Annotated in this window: 12 protein-coding genes; 4 read left to right on the top strand and 8 right to left on the bottom strand. The window is 70.8% G+C overall.

Going from position 1 to position 18,010, the window contains the following annotated elements:
• Positions 1-73: 73 nt before the first annotated feature.
• The 3 genes from OG734_RS17070 to ftsE form a co-directional block, all read right to left on the bottom strand.
• A complete protein-coding gene (locus OG734_RS17070) occupies positions 74-1,252 on the bottom strand; it encodes a S41 family peptidase (RefSeq protein ID WP_330288358.1) in 1,179 nt (392 codons plus the stop codon).
• Between the two features lie 67 nt (positions 1,253-1,319).
• A complete protein-coding gene (ftsX, locus tag OG734_RS17075) occupies positions 1,320-2,240 on the bottom strand; it encodes a permease-like cell division protein FtsX (protein WP_330288359.1) in 921 nt (306 codons plus the stop codon).
• Between the two features lie 72 nt (positions 2,241-2,312).
• Complete coding sequence (ftsE, locus tag OG734_RS17080) at positions 2,313-3,002, bottom strand: cell division ATP-binding protein FtsE (protein WP_044472073.1); 690 nt, start codon at positions 3,000-3,002, stop codon at positions 2,313-2,315.
• Between the two features lie 275 nt (positions 3,003-3,277).
• On the opposite strand from ftsE, the gene OG734_RS17085 reads away from it, so the two are divergent.
• Positions 3,278-3,469 (top strand): hypothetical protein, encoded by a 192-nt coding sequence (locus tag OG734_RS17085; RefSeq protein WP_330288360.1) that lies wholly within the window; start codon positions 3,278-3,280, stop codon positions 3,467-3,469.
• Between the two features lie 124 nt (positions 3,470-3,593).
• On the opposite strand, the gene OG734_RS17090 is transcribed toward OG734_RS17085, so the two are convergent.
• From OG734_RS17090 to OG734_RS17105, 4 genes are all read right to left on the bottom strand, one after another.
• Complete coding sequence (locus OG734_RS17090; protein ID WP_330288361.1) at positions 3,594-4,259, bottom strand: hypothetical protein; 666 nt, start codon at positions 4,257-4,259, stop codon at positions 3,594-3,596.
• 289 nt (positions 4,260-4,548) lie between these two features.
• On the bottom strand, positions 4,549-5,655 hold the full coding sequence (gene prfB, locus OG734_RS17095) for a peptide chain release factor 2 (RefSeq protein WP_330288362.1): 1,107 nt from the start codon (positions 5,653-5,655) through the stop codon (positions 4,549-4,551).
• 259 nt (positions 5,656-5,914) lie between these two features.
• A complete protein-coding gene (locus OG734_RS17100; protein WP_330288363.1) occupies positions 5,915-7,195 on the bottom strand; it encodes a serine/threonine-protein kinase in 1,281 nt (426 codons plus the stop codon).
• Positions 7,196-7,524: 329 nt separating this feature from the next.
• Positions 7,525-9,261, bottom strand: coding sequence for a serine/threonine-protein kinase (locus OG734_RS17105; RefSeq protein WP_330288364.1), 1,737 nt, complete (start codon positions 9,259-9,261; stop codon positions 7,525-7,527).
• A gap of 481 nt (positions 9,262-9,742) precedes the next feature.
• Between OG734_RS17105 and OG734_RS17110 the strand changes: the two genes are divergently transcribed.
• The 3 genes from OG734_RS17110 (at position 9,743) to OG734_RS17120 (ending at position 16,764) form a co-directional block, all read left to right on the top strand.
• Complete coding sequence (locus OG734_RS17110) at positions 9,743-13,444, top strand: FHA domain-containing protein (RefSeq protein WP_330293692.1); 3,702 nt, start codon at positions 9,743-9,745, stop codon at positions 13,442-13,444.
• Positions 13,445-13,743: 299 nt separating this feature from the next.
• A complete protein-coding gene (locus OG734_RS17115) occupies positions 13,744-15,375 on the top strand; it encodes a transposase (protein ID WP_330288365.1) in 1,632 nt (543 codons plus the stop codon).
• A 45-nt stretch (positions 15,376-15,420) separates the two neighbouring features.
• Complete coding sequence (locus tag OG734_RS17120) at positions 15,421-16,764, top strand: IS630 family transposase (protein WP_330287807.1); 1,344 nt, start codon at positions 15,421-15,423, stop codon at positions 16,762-16,764.
• A gap of 189 nt (positions 16,765-16,953) precedes the next feature.
• Here OG734_RS17120 and OG734_RS17125 read toward each other — a convergent pair whose 3' ends face one another.
• Positions 16,954-17,973: a GlxA family transcriptional regulator gene (locus tag OG734_RS17125; protein ID WP_330293693.1), complete on the bottom strand. Its 1,020-nt coding sequence runs from the start codon at positions 17,971-17,973 to the stop codon at positions 16,954-16,956.
• Between the last annotated feature and the right edge of the window lie 37 nt (positions 17,974-18,010).

Below are 18,010 nucleotides of genomic sequence, written 5' to 3' on the forward strand. Positions count from 1 at the left end.
GGTGCTGGAAGGAAAGTCGATTACCAGGGGAGTACGAGGGGAGCACGACGGGACCACGAGGGACCACGAGGGACTACGAGGGGTCGCCCAGCCCACTGAGCACGGTCTCCGCCTGCTCCAGTGCTCCCTGGTCGGCATCGAGGTCCGGCGTGAGGCCCACACCGTCGACGCCGCGCCCCGAAGGGGTGCGGTAGTGGCCGACGGTCAGTTCGGCGACGGAGCCGTCGGGCAGTCGGCTCGGCATCTGCACCGAGCCCTTGCCGAAGGTCCTGGTGCCCACCACGACGGCCCGGCCGCGGTCCTGGAGGGCGCCGGTGAGCAGCTCGGCCGCGCTCATCGTGCCGCCGTCGACGAGCGCGACCAGGGGTCTGGTGGTGTCGCCGCCCGGATCGGCGTGCAGGGCGCGCTGCTCGCCGTTGACGTCGTACGTGGCGACGAGGCCGCCGTCGAGGAAGGCGGAGGCGGCGGTGACGGCCTCGGTGACCAGGCCGCCGGAGTTGCCGCGCAGGTCGAGAATGATCCCGGCGTCGGCCGGGGCCTCCCGTACGGCGCTGCGCACCACATCGCCGACCCCCTTGGTGAAGGCGGCGACCCGGATGACGGTGGCCTTGCTCTCGGCGTCCTGCCGAACGGTCGCGGAGTCCGTGGAGAGCTGTGCCCGGCGCACTGTCTCGCTCCACGCGCGCGTGCCGCGTTCCAGCCCGAGCCGGACGGTCGTACCGGCGGCGGCGTCCTGCGCGTCACCGCGCAGTAAGGAGACGACCTCGGTGACCGGCCGCCCGTCGACCGCCTTGCCGTCCACACTCCGCAGCCGGTCTCCGCTACGGATCCCGGCGACGGCCGCGGGCGACCCGGACCGCACCCTGGTGACCTCGATACGGCCGTCCCGCTCGCGCCGCGCCCACAGCCCGACGCCCGTGTACCGGCCGTCGAGGGCCTCCTCCAGCTCCTCGTACTCCCCCGGGGAGTACACCGCTCCCCAGCGGTCCCCGCTGCGGCTGACGGCTCGCTCGGCGGCTTCCATGGGGGACTTGCCGTCGGCCATGGCCTCGGCGGCAACGGCGGCGACATCCTCGTGGCGCCCTGCGGGGGCGGCGGCGGGAGCCGCGTCCGGAAGGGAGGACTTCCGCTCGGCGGGCTCGGGGAACGAGCCGGTGGCCGCGCCGGCGACCAGGACACTGGCGAAGAGCAACGTCAGAGCCGCCCCGCGGCCTGCGCGGCGGGGCTGTGTGAACAGGTCGCGGCCCGACATGCCGGTGAGTCTAGGACAACGCGAAGGGCCGTACGGTCGGTTGACCGAACGGCCCTCTTGGCATGCGTCACACCTTCAGGTACTTGCGCAACGCGAAGAACGCGGCCACCGCGGGCATCAGCAGACTCGTCGCGAGGATCAGCGGAAGCTTGGTGAGCAGGGCGTCCCAGCCGATGAAGTTGATCAGGTTCAGCTTCGAGGACAGGGCCATGCCGTGGTCGATCGTGAAGTAGCGCCCAGCGATCAGGAAGAGGCACGCCACACCGCCCCCGATCAGCCCCGCGACCGCGGCCTCCATGATGAACGGCGCCTGGATGTAGAAGCCGGAGGCACCGACCAGCCGCATGATCCCGGTCTCCCTCCGACGGCTGAAGGCGGAGACTCGCACCGTGTTGACGATCAGCAGCAGCGCGACGACCAGCATGAGCGCCATCACGCCGAGCGCCGCCCGGTTCATCAGGTTCAGCAGCTCGAAGAGGTTGTCGAGAACCCCCTTCTGGTCCTGCACGGACTGCACACCATCGCGCCCGTCGAAGGCAGTCGCGATGACCTGGTACTTCTCCGGGTCCTTGAGCTTGATCCGGTACGACTCCTGCATCTGGTCCGGGGTGAGCGAACTGGCCAGCGGGGAGTCGCCGAACTGCTCCTTGTAGTGCTTGTAGGCGTCGTCCGCGGACTCGTACGTGACCGTCTCGACGACCGAGTCCATCTTCTTCAGGTCGGTGAGGATCTGCTTCTTCTGGTCCGAGGTCACCGCGCCCTTGGCACAGTTCGGGTCGGACTCGGCGTCGCTCTTGTTGCAGAGGAACACCGAGACGTTGACCTTGTCGTACCAGTAGCCCTTCATGCTGCTGACCTGGTCGCTCATCAGGAGCGACCCGCCGAACAGGGCGAGCGACAGGGCGACGGAGACAATGACGGCGAAGGTCATCGTCAGATTGCGACGGAGACCGACACCGATCTCCGACAGTACGAACTGGGCGCGCATGGCGTGCTCAAGCCTTTCCGAGGACTCCGAGGACTGTCAGGGTCACTGACCGTCAGTGACTGTCAGTGGCCTTCAGTGCTGGTAGCCGTAGACGCCGCGCGCCTGGTCGCGGACGAGGCGGCCCTTCTCCAGCTCGATGACGCGCTTGCGCATCTGGTCCACGATGTTCTGGTCGTGCGTCGCCATCACCACGGTCGTGCCCGTCCGGTTGATCCGGTCGAGCAGCTTCATGATGCCGACGGAGGTCTGCGGGTCGAGGTTGCCGGTCGGCTCGTCGGCGATCAGCAGCTTGGGCCGGTTCACGAAGGCCCGCGCGATGGCGACACGCTGCTGCTCACCACCGGACAGCTCGCCGGGCATCCGCTCTTCCTTGCCGCCGAGCCCGACGAGGTCGAGCACCTGGGGCACGGACTTGCGGATCTCGCCCTTCGACTTGCCGATGACCTCCTGCGCGAAGGCGACGTTCTCGGCGACCGTCTTGTTCGGCAGCAGCCGGAAGTCCTGGAACACCGTCCCCAGCTGGCGCCGCATCTGCGGCACCTTCCAGTTGGAGAGGCGCGCGAGGTCCTTGCCGAGGACGTGCACCTGGCCGTGGCTGGCGCGCTCCTCGCGGAGGATCAGTCGCAGGAAGGTGGACTTTCCGGAGCCGGAGGACCCGACGAGGAAGACGAACTCACCCTTCTCGACCTCCAGGGTGACATCCCTGAGGGCGGGGTGGTTCTGCTTGGGGTAGACCTTGGAAACGCTGTCGAATCGGATCACGGATACACCACGGACCATCGGGGGCAGGTGACCGTGACCATACGCGAACCGAGCACAGGAGCGCAGGCACGGGAGTGCTTTGCGCAAGGGTTGTGCACTTTTATGCCGGTCGACGGACGGCCGCGCAACCTCGACTGACCCGCGGGAGAGCTGGGCAGGATAAAGCGATCCGCGCCGAAATCCGCGGAACCTGGCACAGTGGAGCATGGAGTCGGGAACGGTTGCGGTCCCGGAAGCGTTGTGTACGTGAAAGCGGCGCAAGGAGGGCGAGGCGCATGACGTACGACCGATTGGTGTGCGCGAACTGCGCGGCGCCCGTGAGCGAGGGACGCTGTCGCGTCTGCCGGGCCAACCGTGAGCGGTGGCAGCAGGAGGGTCCGTTCGGCGGACTCAATCCGATGGCGCTGATCGCGCTGCTGGCGGTGCTGATAGCGGCACTGGCACTGGTGGCGCACCAGACGGCATAGCCCGAGCAGCCCGGCGACAGTCCCCGAGCGACAGTCACAGTCAACGCACGAAGGGCCCGGAGCGAGGATGCTCCGGGCCCTTCGTGCGTACGCACTACCAGGTACTGCCGACTACCAGCTGCTACTAGGCTGCTGCGCCGCCACGGCCGCCCACGAGGCGCGGGAGGACGCGGAAGGCGATACCGCCGGCGATCATCGTGGCCGCACCGATGATGAGGAAGGTCGTCTCCGCGGCACCGGTCTCGGCGAGCTCGGCGCCAGAACCCTGGGCCGAGGTCTCGGAACCCGTTTCGGTGAGGGACGAGGTGCCCTCCTCCTGGACGGAGGTGTTCGAGCCGCCGTCGGGGTCGGTGTTGCTGTTGCCGCCGTCGGTGTCCGTACCGGAACCGTTGCCGTCACTGCCGTTGCCCGTGCCGGATCCGGTGTCGCCGGTCGGCTCGTCGGACGGCTCCTCCTCGGTGGGCTCACTCGGCTCCGTGGAGGGCTCCGCCGGGCCCGACGGCTCCGGGTCGGTCGCGGTGGGCTCCGGGTCGGGCAGAGTGGGCTCCGGGTCGGGCAGGGTGGGCTCGGGGTCGGGCAGGGTGGGCTCGGGGTCCGGGAGCGTGGGCTCCGGGGCAGTCGGGAGCCCGGTCGGGTCGGGCGTGGTCGGGCTCGGCGTACCGGCGCAGACCACGATCAGGCAGTCGTCGTCGGTGGCGGAGGCGATGCCTGCGGCGGTGAACGAGGCACCGGCGGCGATGACCGCTCCGGCCGCGATCCGCGCGACCCGGATCCGCGTCTTGCTTGTCATATGGCTGCTACCCCCAGTAGCTGAAATCATCAGTGGAGCCGCGCTCGGGGCGGTGATCGACAGGGGTGGCAGTGAGCGCCCCCGGGTCACATGCGCCCCAGAGATACGCATGCCGAGCTTTACCTTTCCGATTTCCCAAGAACACGTCAAGGTCGTTGCGCGTGCAATGTCCCCTTACTCCTCCCTTGCCGCACATCGGACCCTGTGAGTGTGATGTAAAACCCAGACATCTCCAGACGCAAAGCAACCGCCGCCCTGTGGGCGGCGGTTGCTTTGTCGATAAGGAGTTCTACTTCTCCTGCTGCTTGCGCCAGCGAATTCCGGCTTCGAGGAAACCGTCGATCTCACCGTTGAACACGGCCTCGGGGTTGCCGACTTCGAAGTCCGTCCGCAGGTCCTTGACCATCTGGTAGGGGTGCAGGACGTACGAACGCATCTGGTTGCCCCAGGAGTTGCCGCCGTCGCCCTTGAGGGCGTTCATCTTGGCCTGCTCCTCCTGACGGCGCCGGTCGAGGAGCTTGGCCTGGAGGACGTTCATCGCGCTCGCCTTGTTCTGGATCTGCGACCGCTCGTTCTGACAGGAGACGACGATGCCGGTAGGGAGGTGGGTCAGGCGCACCGCCGAGTCGGTGGTGTTGACGCCCTGGCCACCGGGGCCGGAGGACCGGTAGACGTCGACGCGCAGCTCGGACTCGTCGATCTCGATGTGATCGGTCGTCTCCACCACGGGCAGGATCTCCACACCGGCGAACGAGGTCTGCCGGCGCCCCTGGTTGTCGAAGGGCGAGATGCGTACGAGGCGATGCGTGCCCTGCTCCACGGACAGCGTCCCGTAGGCGTACGGCACCTGGACGGCGAAGGTGGTCGACTTGATGCCGGCCTCTTCGGCGTACGACGTCTCGTAGACCTCGGTCTTGAAGCCCTTCTGCTCGGCCCACCGCAGGTACATCCGCTGCAGCTTCTCGGCGAAGTCGGCGGCGTCCACGCCACCGGCCTCCGCGCGGATGTTGACGAGGGCCTCACGGGCGTCGTACTCACCGGAGAGGAGGGTACGGACCTCCATCTCGTCGAGGGCCTTCTTGACGGAGGTCAGCTCGGTCTCGGCCTCGGCGCGGGTGTCCGGGTCGTCCTCCTCCTCGGCCATCTCGAAGAGCACGCTCAGATCGTCGATCCGCCCGCGCAGCGCCTCGGCCTTCCTCACCTCCGCCTGGAGGTGGGAAAGCTTGCTGGTGATCTTCTGCGCTTCCTCCGGGTCGTCCCACAGGGACGGGGCTGCCGCCTGCTCCTCGAGCACGGCGACATCTGCCCTCAGCTTGTCGAGGTCCAGGACGGCCTCGATCGACTCCATGGTCGAGGAGAGGGACTTGAGCTCTTCGGATACATCGACGACTGCCACGACACCAGCGTAACGGCTCCGCCGAGCGGCAGGATTTCGGTGCCGTCTCTTGAACTGGGGCGGGCTTTTCCCACCTGTCCGTCCGACGTTCGACAGACGTGGTCACGCCCTCCCGTCACCGCCTCCGTCCAGCCCAGGACCAGGCATTTCAGCCCGTCCGGCGTTTGAGGACAAGGCCCTTCAGGGCCGTAGCGGGGGTCTGGGGGCGCAGCCCCCAGGGACGGGGGGGTAGGGGCGGCGGGGTCGAGAAAACCGCCCCTCACGGCGACGCCGGTGCCGAGTTTCTCGTGTCCTGAGGCGTCGCCCCCGCGTCGTCGCCCGACGCGGCCACCCACGTACCGACCCCCACCGCAGCCACCAGCACCACCGCAGCCGCCCCCAACGTCACCCTGCGCCGCCGCGCCGAAGCCCGATGCCGGGCCGAGCCAGGACGCGGCGCGCCCACGGGACGCGGCACGCGGGCCGTACCCAGCGCCCCGCCCGCCAGCTCGTCCGGCCCGGGCACCCGCATCGACGTGTGCGTGTCCCGGTTCGAATCCGGCTTCGCGCCCCGCACCAACGGCACCGCGCCCCGCCGCACCCGCTCCCCCGCCGGCGCGGCCACCTCGTCGTACGCCTCGTCCCGCGCACCCTGCCCATGCCCATGCCCTGGGCCCTGGCCGAACTCCGCCCCGTCCTCCTCCGAGTCGGGCTCGTCCACGTCCAGCGGCGGCATCCCCACCAGCAACGGCAACTGCTCCCGCAGCCGCGCCCCCAGCTCCGACGCCCGCAGCCGCGACGCCGGCGCCTTCGCCAGGCACTGCACGAGCAGCTGCCACAGTTCTTCGGGAATCCCGGGGAGGGGGACCACCGTCTCTGTCACATGCCTGCGCAGCACCGCGCCCGGGTGGCCGCCGCCGAAGGGCGTGAAGCCGGCCAGCAGCTCGTACAGGACGGTCGCCAGCGCGTAGATGTCGACCGCCGCGCGCGGGGGCAGGCCCTCGACGATCTCCGGCGCCAGATAGTCCGGTGTACCGATGATCTTCGTGGCCCGGGTCCGTCGCGGTGAGTCGATCAGTTTCGCGACGCCGAAGTCCGTCAGGAGGGCGGGGTGCGAGCCGCCGGGGCCCAGGGGGCCCTGCATGTCCAGCAGGACGTTCTCCGGCTTCACGTCGCGGTGCACGACCCCGGCGGCGTGCGCGGCGGACAGCCCGTCCGCGACGTCGGCCACTATCGCGACCGCGGCCTCGGGTGCGAGCCTGCGCTCGCGGTCGAGCCGGGTACGCAGGTCCGTACCCCGCACCAGGTCCATGACGAGCGCAAGGTCGTTGCCGTCGACCACCAGGTCCCGTACGGACACGATGTTCGGATGCTCCAGACCGAGCAACGCGGTCCGCTCCTGCACGAAGCGTCCGACGAGCTCCTGGTCCGACGCCAGGTCCTCGCGCAACAGCTTGACGGCGACGGGCCCCTCGGGGCCCTCGCCCAGCCACACCGTGCCGGCGCTGCCCCGCCCCAGGATCTGGTTGGCGGTGTACCGGCTGCCGATCTTCCGTGCCAAGACTGCTCCTACAGACGCGTGTTGCCGACGCGGCGCCGATCCGGGGCGAAACACCAGCGGCTGTGCCGCGGGCCCCTGGACCTCCAGCCGACAGACCTCGACCTCAGCCGATAAAGCTACGCGTCCGGAGGCCCAACCTTCACCGCCGGGACGGAAATCACCCGCCAGGTGTCGACAAATCCCCAGAGTCGCACCGGAATCACGACCGGAGCACCGCCCGTCTGGTCCTCATATGCACCGACTACCGCCAGATTGCCCGGGTGACCTCCTCGCGGCCGGGACAGCCGGCCCGGGGCAGCCGGGCCACTCGCGCGCCGCCGGGTCCCGGGTCAGTTCCCAGAGCCCCCGGATCCGCCGGAGCCCCCGCCCAGATCCCCGACCCACCCGCTGACGGTGTCGATCCAGTCACCGAGCTGCGCGAAGAACCCCTTCGTCGACCCGATCCATCCCTGCAGCGGGCTCAGTTCCCAGATCAGCCACGCGGCGACGAACAGGATGATGATCGTGAACAGGCACCCCTTGAGGCAGCCGAGCCCGGGGATCTTCATCCGGTTGGCGCTGCGCTGCCTGGGTTCCCTCGGTTCCCTGGGCTCACGCGGCGGCCGTCCCTCGGGCTGCTGAGGGCGCTGGGGAACGGGAGCGGGAGCGGGCGGCGCGTACCGCTGCGGCTGCTGGTGCTGCTGGTGCTGAGGCGGCGCGTACTGCTGGTGCTGGGGCGGCTGCCCCTGCCCCTGCGGATATCCGTATCCGGGCTGGGGCTGCGGCCCCCGCTGCTGACGCGACGTCTGCTGCTGGTACGGCGGCTGCTGGGGCTGTTGCTGCGGCGGCCGGCCCGGCTGCCGCTGGGGCCGGCGGCGCAGGGGGTCCTCGCCGGGGTCCAGGTACTGGACCTGCGTCTGCTCGTTTCGGTCCCGGGCGGCACGCAGCTGGTTCTGCCAGGGGTGCGGGTCCTCGGGCCCCCCGGGCTGGTTCTGCGGCACGGGCGGCATGACGGCCGTGGGGTCCGCGGCGCCCACGGCACCCATTCCCACGGCACCTGGACCCCCGGTGTGCGGCAGCACGCTGGTGGCGGCGTTCGGGTCGTACGCCCCCGGCATGCCCGCGCTGTGCGGCAGCACCTGGGTCGGGTCGCCCGCCCCGGGTACCGCGGTCGGCGCCGGATCCGGTGCGAGCAGGTGGACGACACCCTCGGCGGCCGCGATCTGCATCGAGTTGGCGTGGACGCCGATGCCTTCGGCGACGACGCGCAGCCCGCGCGCGAGGTTCTCGGCGCTGGGGCGTTCGTCCGGGTTCTTGCGCAGGCAGCGCTCGATGACCGTCCACAGGGGTTCGGGCACGGTCGACGGGCGGCGCGGCTCGGCGGTGAGGTGCTGGTGCAGTACTTCGAGGGCGGACCCGCCGCCGAACGGCGGACGGCCGGTGACCAGCTCGTACATCAGGATGCCGGCGCCGTAGATGTCGACGGCGGAGGTCTGCGGACGGCCTTCGGCGGACTCCGGGGCGACGTAGGCGGGAGTGCCGACGAACTCGTGGGTGCGGGTGAGGCCCGGGGAGTCGGCGAGGCGGGCGATGCCGAAGTCGGTGAGCATCGGATGCATCCGGCCGTTGTCCTGCATGAGCAGGACGTTGGCGGGCTTCAGGTCCCGGTGCACGACACCGTCGGCGTGGCTGACGGCGAGCGCGTCGGCGATCTGGGCGGTGAGGAGGGCGGCGGCGACGGGCGTGAAGGGACCGTTCTCCCGCAGGTACCGGTGCAGGTCGGGCCCGTCGATGAGGTCCATGACCAGCGCCAGCAGATCGCCCTCGACCACCAGGTCCCGTACGCGGACGATGTTCGGGTGGATCAGCCGCAGCAGCACGGACCGCTCGCGCAGGAAGCGCATCACGATGTCCGCGTCGTTGGCGAGCTCCTCCTTGAGGACCTTGATCGCCACGGTCTCGCCGGGCTGGCCGGGCACGGCTGCCTCGGCTCCCGCGGTCTCCCTCTGGCGGGCGCGCCAGACGGTGCCTGTGGCGCCGCGTCCCAGCGGCTCCTCAAGGAGGTACTTGCTCCCTACCGGCCGCACGTCATGGCTCCCTTACATACGTACATCCCGTACACGGTCTTCCGACCCACTGTAGTGCCGCGCTCCCTGAACACCCCGGGCAGCGGCCGCCACCCACAGACGGCTACGTACGGCCGCCTTCGCGCGTTCGACGAAAAGACATGGGAAACGTGGGAAAAGCTGTCGGAAAGTCGTCGGGAAAGACGTCTCGATCGGTCACCTCGGTTGCCGAATCCCGAACGTGACCGATCTCAAACCGATAACCAAACCGATCCCAAACGGACAGCCGCCAGTCACTGGTCAGGCACTTTTGCGGGCAGAGACGACCATTCAAGATCACTTATCGGTGGGGGGCGGGCGCGTTGTCAGTGGCAGGTGCGAGGATGCCTCCAGTACTGGCCTACGTGCTCGTGTGCGGTGGGGGAAGTCCGCGGTGGTGGGACCCGTGGCGTGACTTCGTCCTCCTTTCCGGGTGTCCGTGCAGAAGGGACCGCTGACGGCGATGCAGATCCGGTTGACCGTCGTAGACCCGCTGGGCCCGCCCTCGGAGCCGTGGGCGCGCGCCGCGAGCTGCGACGTACTGGTCACCGCTCCCGCCGGCACGGCGCTCGCCACGGTCGCCTCGGCCCTGGCGTCGGTGGTCGCGGGCGACGGGGGTTCGTCACTGCCCGAGCGCGGCCGGGACCGCGAGAGCGGTGGCGCGGTGGTGCTCTACGCGGGCGACCAGCGCCTCGACGCCCAGCGCTGCACCCTCGGGGAGCCCCCGCTGGTCGACGGCGCCGTGCTCGCCCTCGGTACACCCGCGGAGCCCGAGCCGCACCCCGAGGCGGACGAGGTGGCGGCCCAGCTGCACGTGGTCGCGGGACCGGACGCGGGCGGGGTCCATCTCCTGCACGGCGGCCAGATCACCATCGGCCGCTCCGCCGACGCCGACGTCCCGCTGGACGACCCGGACGTATCCCGGCTGCACTGCGCGGTCACGGTCGCGGCGGACGGCCGCATAGGGGTCGCGGACCTCGGCTCCACGAACGGTACGACGCTGTCCGGCACCCGCCTCGGCACCCGCCCCGTCCGTCTCGCGCCGGGCGCGCTGCTGCGCATCGGCGAGTCCGCCCTGCGGCTGACGCCGCCCGGGGACGCGGGCACACGCGTGGGCACGACCCCCGACGGCGAGGGCCACGTGCGCGTGAGCGTCACCGAAGGGCGCACGACGACCGCGGGGCGCCCGGCGGACGAGTCGGTGGCCCCCGAGGACGCCCAGGACACCCACGGCAGGCGCCCCTCCCCCACGACATCCCCCTCCCGATCCACATCCGCGTCTCGTCCGGCTCAGACGCCTCACGCGCGCGTGCAGCCCGGCGGCACGGCGAAACCGCCCTCCGGGGAGACCCATCACGCCTACGGTTCGGCGAGTTGGGGAGCCGCCGGGGGCGCACCCGAGTCACGTGCCCCGCGAAACTCGGCGGAGGCGGCGCAGCCGCTCGTCCCGGGTCAGGGGCGGGCACCGCAGATCGAGCGCCGGGGGTCCACGGGCCCGGCAGGCGCTCCGGGAACCGCGGGTACGGCGAGGGCTTCCGGCGGCGCCGGGGACACCCACGGCGCCGGCTTCTCCGTGCCGGGGCCGGTGTCCGGGGCTGCCGCGGTACCGCGGGCACGCTCCCACGACGTGGGCGAGGGCGAGGCGGAGGCTTCCGCGGGCAGCGGGCGCAAGGGCACGCCCGTCAGGGGGACGGACGTTCCGCAGGGCGTGCGCAGGCGCGGTGGGCTCTCCAAGTGGGCGCGGCGGCTGACCGGCGGGCGCGCGGAGCAGGAGGCGATCGAGGGCGAGGTGTACGACGACGAGGGGCCGGTGTCCGACCCGGCCGCCCCGGAGTTCACGGACGTCCCGTCGCAGGCACCGGAGAGCTGGCCCGACCCGGCGACGCTGCTGCTCACGGCCCTGGGCCCGGGCCCTCGGCTCTGGGAGCGCGGCCCGGGCCACCCGGAAGCGCTCACGGTCCGGCTCGGTACGGCGGACCGCGCGGCCCCCGACGGCTCGGGGCTGCTGCCCGCCGTACCGGTGACCGCCGGGCTGCGTGAGGTCGGGGCGCTGGGGCTGGCGGGGCCGCGCGCGCGGCTCGCGGGGCTGGCCCGTGCGGTGGTGGCCCAGCTGACGGCGCTGCACTCCCCCGAGGCCCTGGAAGTCGTCCTGATCAGCACGGACCGCGCGCGCACCCCCGAGGAGCGCACCGCCGAGTGGTCCTGGCTCGGGTGGCTCCCGCATCTGCGCCCCGGGCACGGTCAGGACTGCCGCCTCCTCGTCGCCTACGACCGCGAACAGGCCACGGCCCGCACCGACGAACTCCTGCGCCGCCTGGAGGACCGCGATGCGGAAACGGCGGCGAAGTGCCTCACCGAGGGTGGCGGAGACCCGGACCTGGGCGCGCAGGGTGACCGGGGAGCGGCCCGACGGCCCTCGTGGGCCCGGGACGACGGCCCTGCCGCGTCGGCGGACGGTTTCGCGGGGCCGTACACCGTGGTCGTCGTGGACGGGGACCCGGGCGGTGCCGCGGTCCGGGAGGCCGTCGCTCGGTTGGCGCAGGAGGGACCCCGGGCCGGGATACACGTCGTGTGCCTCGCGGAGACGGAGGCGGCGTCGCCCGCGTCACCGGTGACGGAGACGTACGAGGCGGCGTGCGCGGCCTCACCGCCGTTCCGTGAGTGCGGGGCGGTGGCACTGCTCAGCGGTGACGTGGCCACGGCGCTGCATGTGATGCGGGTGGCACGGGCGGGGGTGACGGCGCCTGGGCGGGCGGATGCCACCGACGCAGGCTTCGATGCCGGCTCCGGCTACTGCTCCGGCGGTACGACGGGCCGAGCGCCCGCCGGCGGCGCCGGGCTGGTCGGGCAGGGTTCCGTCGCCGCCGTGGATGCCGTCTCGCTGGCCTGGGCCGAGCGGTTCGCGCGGGCGCTGGCTCCGCTGCGCACCGACGGTGCCGCCGGGGGACGGCAGCAGCGCGTCTCCGCTCCCTTGCCGCAAGCGGCGCGGCTGCTCGACGAGTTGGGGCTCGCCCGGGCCACCCCGGCGTCCCTGATGGCCCGTTGGGCGGACGCGGCCGACGACAAGGAGACGCTCGGCGGCCGGGCCTGGGCCGTACTCGGCGCCGGCCCGCGCGGGCCCGTCGGCGTTGACCTCGCGGCCGATGGACCGCACCTGCTGATCGAGGGGCCGCCCGGCAGCGGGCGTACGGAGTTGCTGCGGGCGGTCGTCGCGTCACTGGCCGCCGCCGAGCGGCCCGACCGGCTGGGCATCGTGCTGATGGACGGCCGGGACGGCACTGGTGGGAGCGGCGGGAGCGGTGGCGGTGCGCAGCACGGGGAGGGGCTGCGGGTGTGTACCGACCTTCCGCATGTCACCACTCACCTCACGGCCAACGATCCCGTCCGCATGCGGGAGTTCGCCCAGTCGCTCAGCGCCGAACTGAAGCGGCGGGCCGAGTTGCTCGGGCGGGTCGGTTTCGCCGAGTGGCACACCGGGCGCGAACTGTCCGGCCGGATCGGGCCGCAGCGGTCGAAGTCCGGGGCGGGCACGCACGGTTCGGTGGGCGCGTTGGGCGCGGGGGCGGGGGAGGGCGCCGGGGATCTCGATTCGCCGCCCAGTTCGACGATGAGGTTGCGGCCGGCGGCGAGTCGGCGGCGTACGGAGACACCGCCCCTGGCCCGTCTCGTGGTGGTCGTGGACGACCTGGACGCGTTGGTGTCGCCGCCGCTGGGGTCGCCGGGGCGGCCGTCGGCGGGATCCGTGGTGCGGGCGTTGGAGGCGGTGGCCCGGGAGGGCGAGCGGCTCGGGGTGCATCTGGTGGCCGCGGCGGGCGTCGGCGGGCGTACGGCGGAGACGGAACTGGCCCGGGGGGCCGCGCTGCGGGTCGTGCTGGACGCGACCGCGCCGGGGCCGGACGAACCCGCGGCCGGGCGGGGGCGGTTGAGCGGGGCGGACGGAAGGGGTGTCCCGTTCCAAGGGGGGCGGGTGACGGGGCGTATCCCGCGTACGGCGACGCTGCGGCCGACTGTCGCCGCGCTGGACTGGCAGCGCATGGGTGATCCGCCGGCGCGTCGGCCGGTGCGGGAACTGGGCAACGGGCCGACGGATCTGGCGCTGTTGGCCAGCGCGTTGGAGCGGGCGGCGCGGTCGGTGTCGGCAGTGGAGGTGCCGTCGCTGCTGTGACGGGGCGGGGCGGGCACCCGGGTAGGTGCCCCCTGCATGAGCTTAGGATCACAACTTGGGCTCGAAGGCAGGCATCGTCCGTAGGGGGTTTGGAGCTGTTGGCGCTGGAGTGTGTTGAAGAGCGTTTTGGTGAGTGGGAGTGAGTGTTGATGCTCTGGTGGGTGTCGCGCTCCTCGGCCGTGGGGCCGGTTTTCGATGAGGGAACTGACGTTCCCTCATCGAATGCGTGACCTCCTTGGGTAGCGCTCGTTTCCCATGGCGACAAGGTTCTTCGGGTGGGGCCGGGCGGGGGTGGCGAGGTGGGTGAACTGCGGAGCATCGCGCCGCCGTTCGTCGCGTCGGGTCCCAGTGGTGTGGCCGTCCGTACCCGTCTCAAAGAGCTGACGCCAGGCGATGAGAAGGTGCTGCGTCTGATGGGTGCGCATCTGGGGTCGCTGGCTTCGAAGGATCTCAAGGCGCGCTGCCGGGACGGTCTGGCGCATTCCGGTGAGGCGTGGGCGGTGCGTAAGCGGGAGCTGACGCCACTGTCGTCGTCGCGGTGGGCCGGGTCGATCACCAAGGCCACGCACGACCAGTGGGCGCTGGCCCGCCGTGGCCAGCTCGCGCACCTCCACAACCTGGAAGCGGGCATCCGCACCATCGAACACCGGCTGTCCCTGCCGGTCGGGCAGAAGGGAACCAAGCACGCGCCCGGGGGATACAGGTCCCAGCGGGAGTGGCATGCGAAGTCCCGGAGGCTGCGCGTACTGGAGGACCGGCTGGCCACTGCGCGGGCAGATCGTGAGGCCGGCCTCGTGCACGTCGTGCGGGGCGGCAAACGTCTGGCCCGCACCCGCCACCATCTGGACGCGGCCCAGATCACAGAGTCGCAGTGGCGCGGATGTTGGGAGGCGGAGCGCTGGTTCTGTCAGGCGGACGGTGAGTCCGGCAAGCGCTACGGCAACGAGACGATCCGCATCAGCCCCGACGGCGAGGTAAGCATCAAGCTTCCCGCGCCTCTCGCTCAACTGGCGAACGCCCCGCACGGACGGTACGTCCTGGCCTGCGCGGTGCGGTTCGCGCACCGGGGCGGTGAGTGGGCCGACAGGGTCGCAGCGAACCGGGCGGTCGCCTACCGCATCCACCTCGATACCGGCCGGGACCGCTGGTACCTGACCGCCTCCTGGCAGATTCCGGTCGCACAGACCGTCCCGCTGGAGGCCGCGCTCGCCCAGGGTGTGATCGGTGTCGACATGAACGCCGACCACCTCGCCGCCTGGAACCTCGACATCCACGGCAACCCGACCGGCAGCCCACGCCGCTTCTCCTACGACCTGACCGGCACCGCCGAACACCGCGACGCCCAGGTCCGCCACGCCCTCACCCGCCTCCTGCACTGGGCCCACACGTGCGGGGTGAAGGCGGTCGCGGTGGAGGACCTGGACTTCGCGGCGGAGAAGACCCGGGAGAAACACGGCTGCAGGAAACGCTTCCGGCAGCTGATCTCCGGCATGCCCATCGGCAAACTCCGCGCCCGGCTGTCCTCGATGGCGGATCAGACAGGTGTCGCGGTCATCGCCGTCGACCCCGCCTACACCAGCCACTGGGGTGCCCAGCACTGGCAGAAACCCCTCACCACCACTATCCGTAAGACCACTCGTCACGAGACTGCTGCCGTGGCGATCGGAAGGCGCGCCCAGGGACACCCGATCCGGCGACGGACGACACCGCCCCCACCACACCGGAGTGATGCGGTGGGGCATCGGACCGTCCAGGCCGATCGGCGTGTTCCTGGGCGTGAGGGAACCCGCCCCCGCATCCCCGGACCACGGACACGATCCGTGCCGCCCGGACGCGGAGCGAACGCGGGCAACCAGAACGCCCAACACCGTCCGGGGCGTTCGGCTGAGCATGGGTTCTGGCAACAGAACTCACTCCCGCTCAGTCTCTAGTGTGATGCGCCAGAAATATCGGGGCTAAGTCGCTAGCCTGTTTGTATGTCGCCGGGTCCTCGTGCTGTTGAAGTCACTCTGTCCGCTGAGGAGCGCGCGGAGTTGTCCCGTTGGGTCAGTGGGGTGGTGGCGCCACGTTTTGTGGAGCGGGCGCGCATTGTGCTGGCGTGCGCGGACGGTGCGCCGAATGCGCGTGTGGCAGCAGAGGTCGGCGTGACGGTGTCGACGGTGAGGAAGTGGCGCGGGAAGTTCGCCGCTGAGCGGCTGGCCGGGCTTGAGGATGCCGCTCGTATCGGCCGACCGAAGGCCGACCTGGTCCTGACTGAGGCTGAGCGGGATCAGCTCATCCGGTGGGCGAGGCGGGCGAAGACGGCCCAGTATCTGGCGTTGCGCGCAAGGATCGTGCTGCGCTGTGCAGAGGGCGGGACGAACCGGCAGGCCGCGATCGACCTGGGTGTTGACGAGTCGACGGTGGAACGCTGGCGTGCGAGGTTCATCGTCAAGCGCCTCGACGGCCTGTCCGACGAGCCCCGGGTGGGCCGGCCGCCCTCGATCCTGCTCGATCAGGTCGAGGACGTCATCGTGGCGACCCTGGAGTCCACTCCGGGCAAGGACACGCACTGGTCAAGGGCCTCGATGGCCCAGCGCACGGGCCTGTCGAAATCCACCATCGGGCGGATCTGGAAGCGCTTCGACCTCAAGCCGCACCTCCAGGACTCCTTCAAACTCTCCACCGACCCGCAGTTCGTCGCCAAGGTTGTCGACGTCGTCGGCCTGTACCACCACCCGCCTGAGAAAGCTGTGGTGCTGTGCGTCGACGAGAAGTCCCAGATCCAGGCGCTGGACCGCTCGCAGCCGGTGCTGCCGATGATGCCGGGCATGCCCGAGCGGCGTACCCATGACTACTACCGGCATGGCATCACCAGCCTGTTCGCGGCCTTCAACATCGCCGACGGCACCGTCATATCGGCACTGCACCGCCGCCACCGGGCGATCGAGTTCAAGAAGTTCCTGGTCACGATCGACAAGGCGGTGCCCGCCGGCCTCGACGTCCACCTCGTGTGCGACAACTACGCCACGCACAACACCGCCGACATCAAGACGTGGCTGGGCAGGCACCCCCGTTTCCACGTCCACTTCACCCCGACCGGCTCCTCCTGGATGAACCAAGTCGAGCGGTGGTTCGGCCTGTTGACCGACAAGCTCATCCGTCGGGGCGTCCACACGTCCGTGAAGGCCCTGGAGGACGACATCGCCGCGTGGATCGACACCTGGAACGAGAACCCACGGCCCTTCACCTGGACCAAGACCGCCGACGAGATCCTCAACTCCCTCGCCGACTACCTCACCAAGGTCGGAACCGACAACCAGAAAACAGAGAAGAACTAACCCTCAAGACTTCTGGCGCATCACACTAGGAACGGTACTACGTGCAGGCCGCGATTTCAGACATGGACGGGACAACCGCAAGCGGAGCCCCCCAGCACCTGGGCAACCGGGAGTTCGCACGCGGGATGTGACCTCAGCCGAATGACCCGTCAGGCGCGGGGCGCTCCGGTGGAGCCGCCCCGCGCCTCGTCATGTGTACGCCGGCCTCGGATCTCCGGGACCGCGGAACGTGGTGCGGTAGGCGCTCGGTGAGATGCCCAGCGCCGCGTGGAAGTGCTGACGCAGGTTGGCCGCCGTACCGAGTCCTGTCTCCGCGGCGACCTGGTCGACGGGCAGATCCGATTCCTCCAGCAACTCCCTGGCGCGTTCGAGTCGCTGCTGGATCAGCCAGTTCATCGGCGTCATGCCGACCTCGTCGCGGAAACGCCGGTTGAAGTTCCGCACGCTCATCGCTTCTCTGGCTGCCAGTTGGCCCAGCGTGATGGGCTCTTTCAGGCGCCGCAGCGCCCACTCGCGGGCGGCCGATGTGGCGGGCGCCGAAAGGGCGGGCACGGGGCGGCGGATGTACTGGACCTGGCCGCCCTCACGATGCGGCGGTACGACGGTGCGGCGGGCGACGTCATTGGCGACGGCCGTTCCGTGGTCACGCCGGATCATGTGCAGGCACAGGTCGATTCCGGAGGCACAGCCCGCCGAGGTCAGCACGCTTCCGGCGTCTGTGTAGAGCACGTCCGGGTCCAGTTCGACCTGCGGGAACAGCCTGGAGAACAGGCCGGTGTAGCGCCAGTGCGTCGTCGCGGTGTGCCCGTCGAGCAGCCCGGCGGAGGCGAGCACGAAAGCGCCGGTGCAGATCGAGGCCATCCGGGTGCCGGGGCGGATGCGGGCGAAGGCCGCGGCGAGCGGGGCCGGAAGCTCCGGGACCTCCTGGACGTAGTCCTCGTACGACGACAGAACGATCACGGTGTCCGCCTCGGCCAGCGCCTCGGGGCCGTGCGGGACCCGGACGGTGAAGTCGCCGTCCGTACGCACGTCGCCGGCCCGCAACGTGCAGGTGGCGACCTCGTACAGGCACTCTCCGTCCGCCGACGCCCCCTCTTTGGCCTGTCCGAACAACTGGTGCACGATGCCCAGCTCGATGGGGAGCAAGGCCTGGCGGGCGAGGACGGCGATGTGGTGCCGTCCGGTGTGGGAGAAGACAGGCATGGCCATATCCTTGCGCATGTCGGCCATCTGGACCCTCGTTTTG

It is taken from the genome of Streptomyces sp. NBC_00576 (assembly GCF_036345175.1).
Lineage (GTDB): Bacteria > Actinomycetota > Actinomycetes > Streptomycetales > Streptomycetaceae > Streptomyces.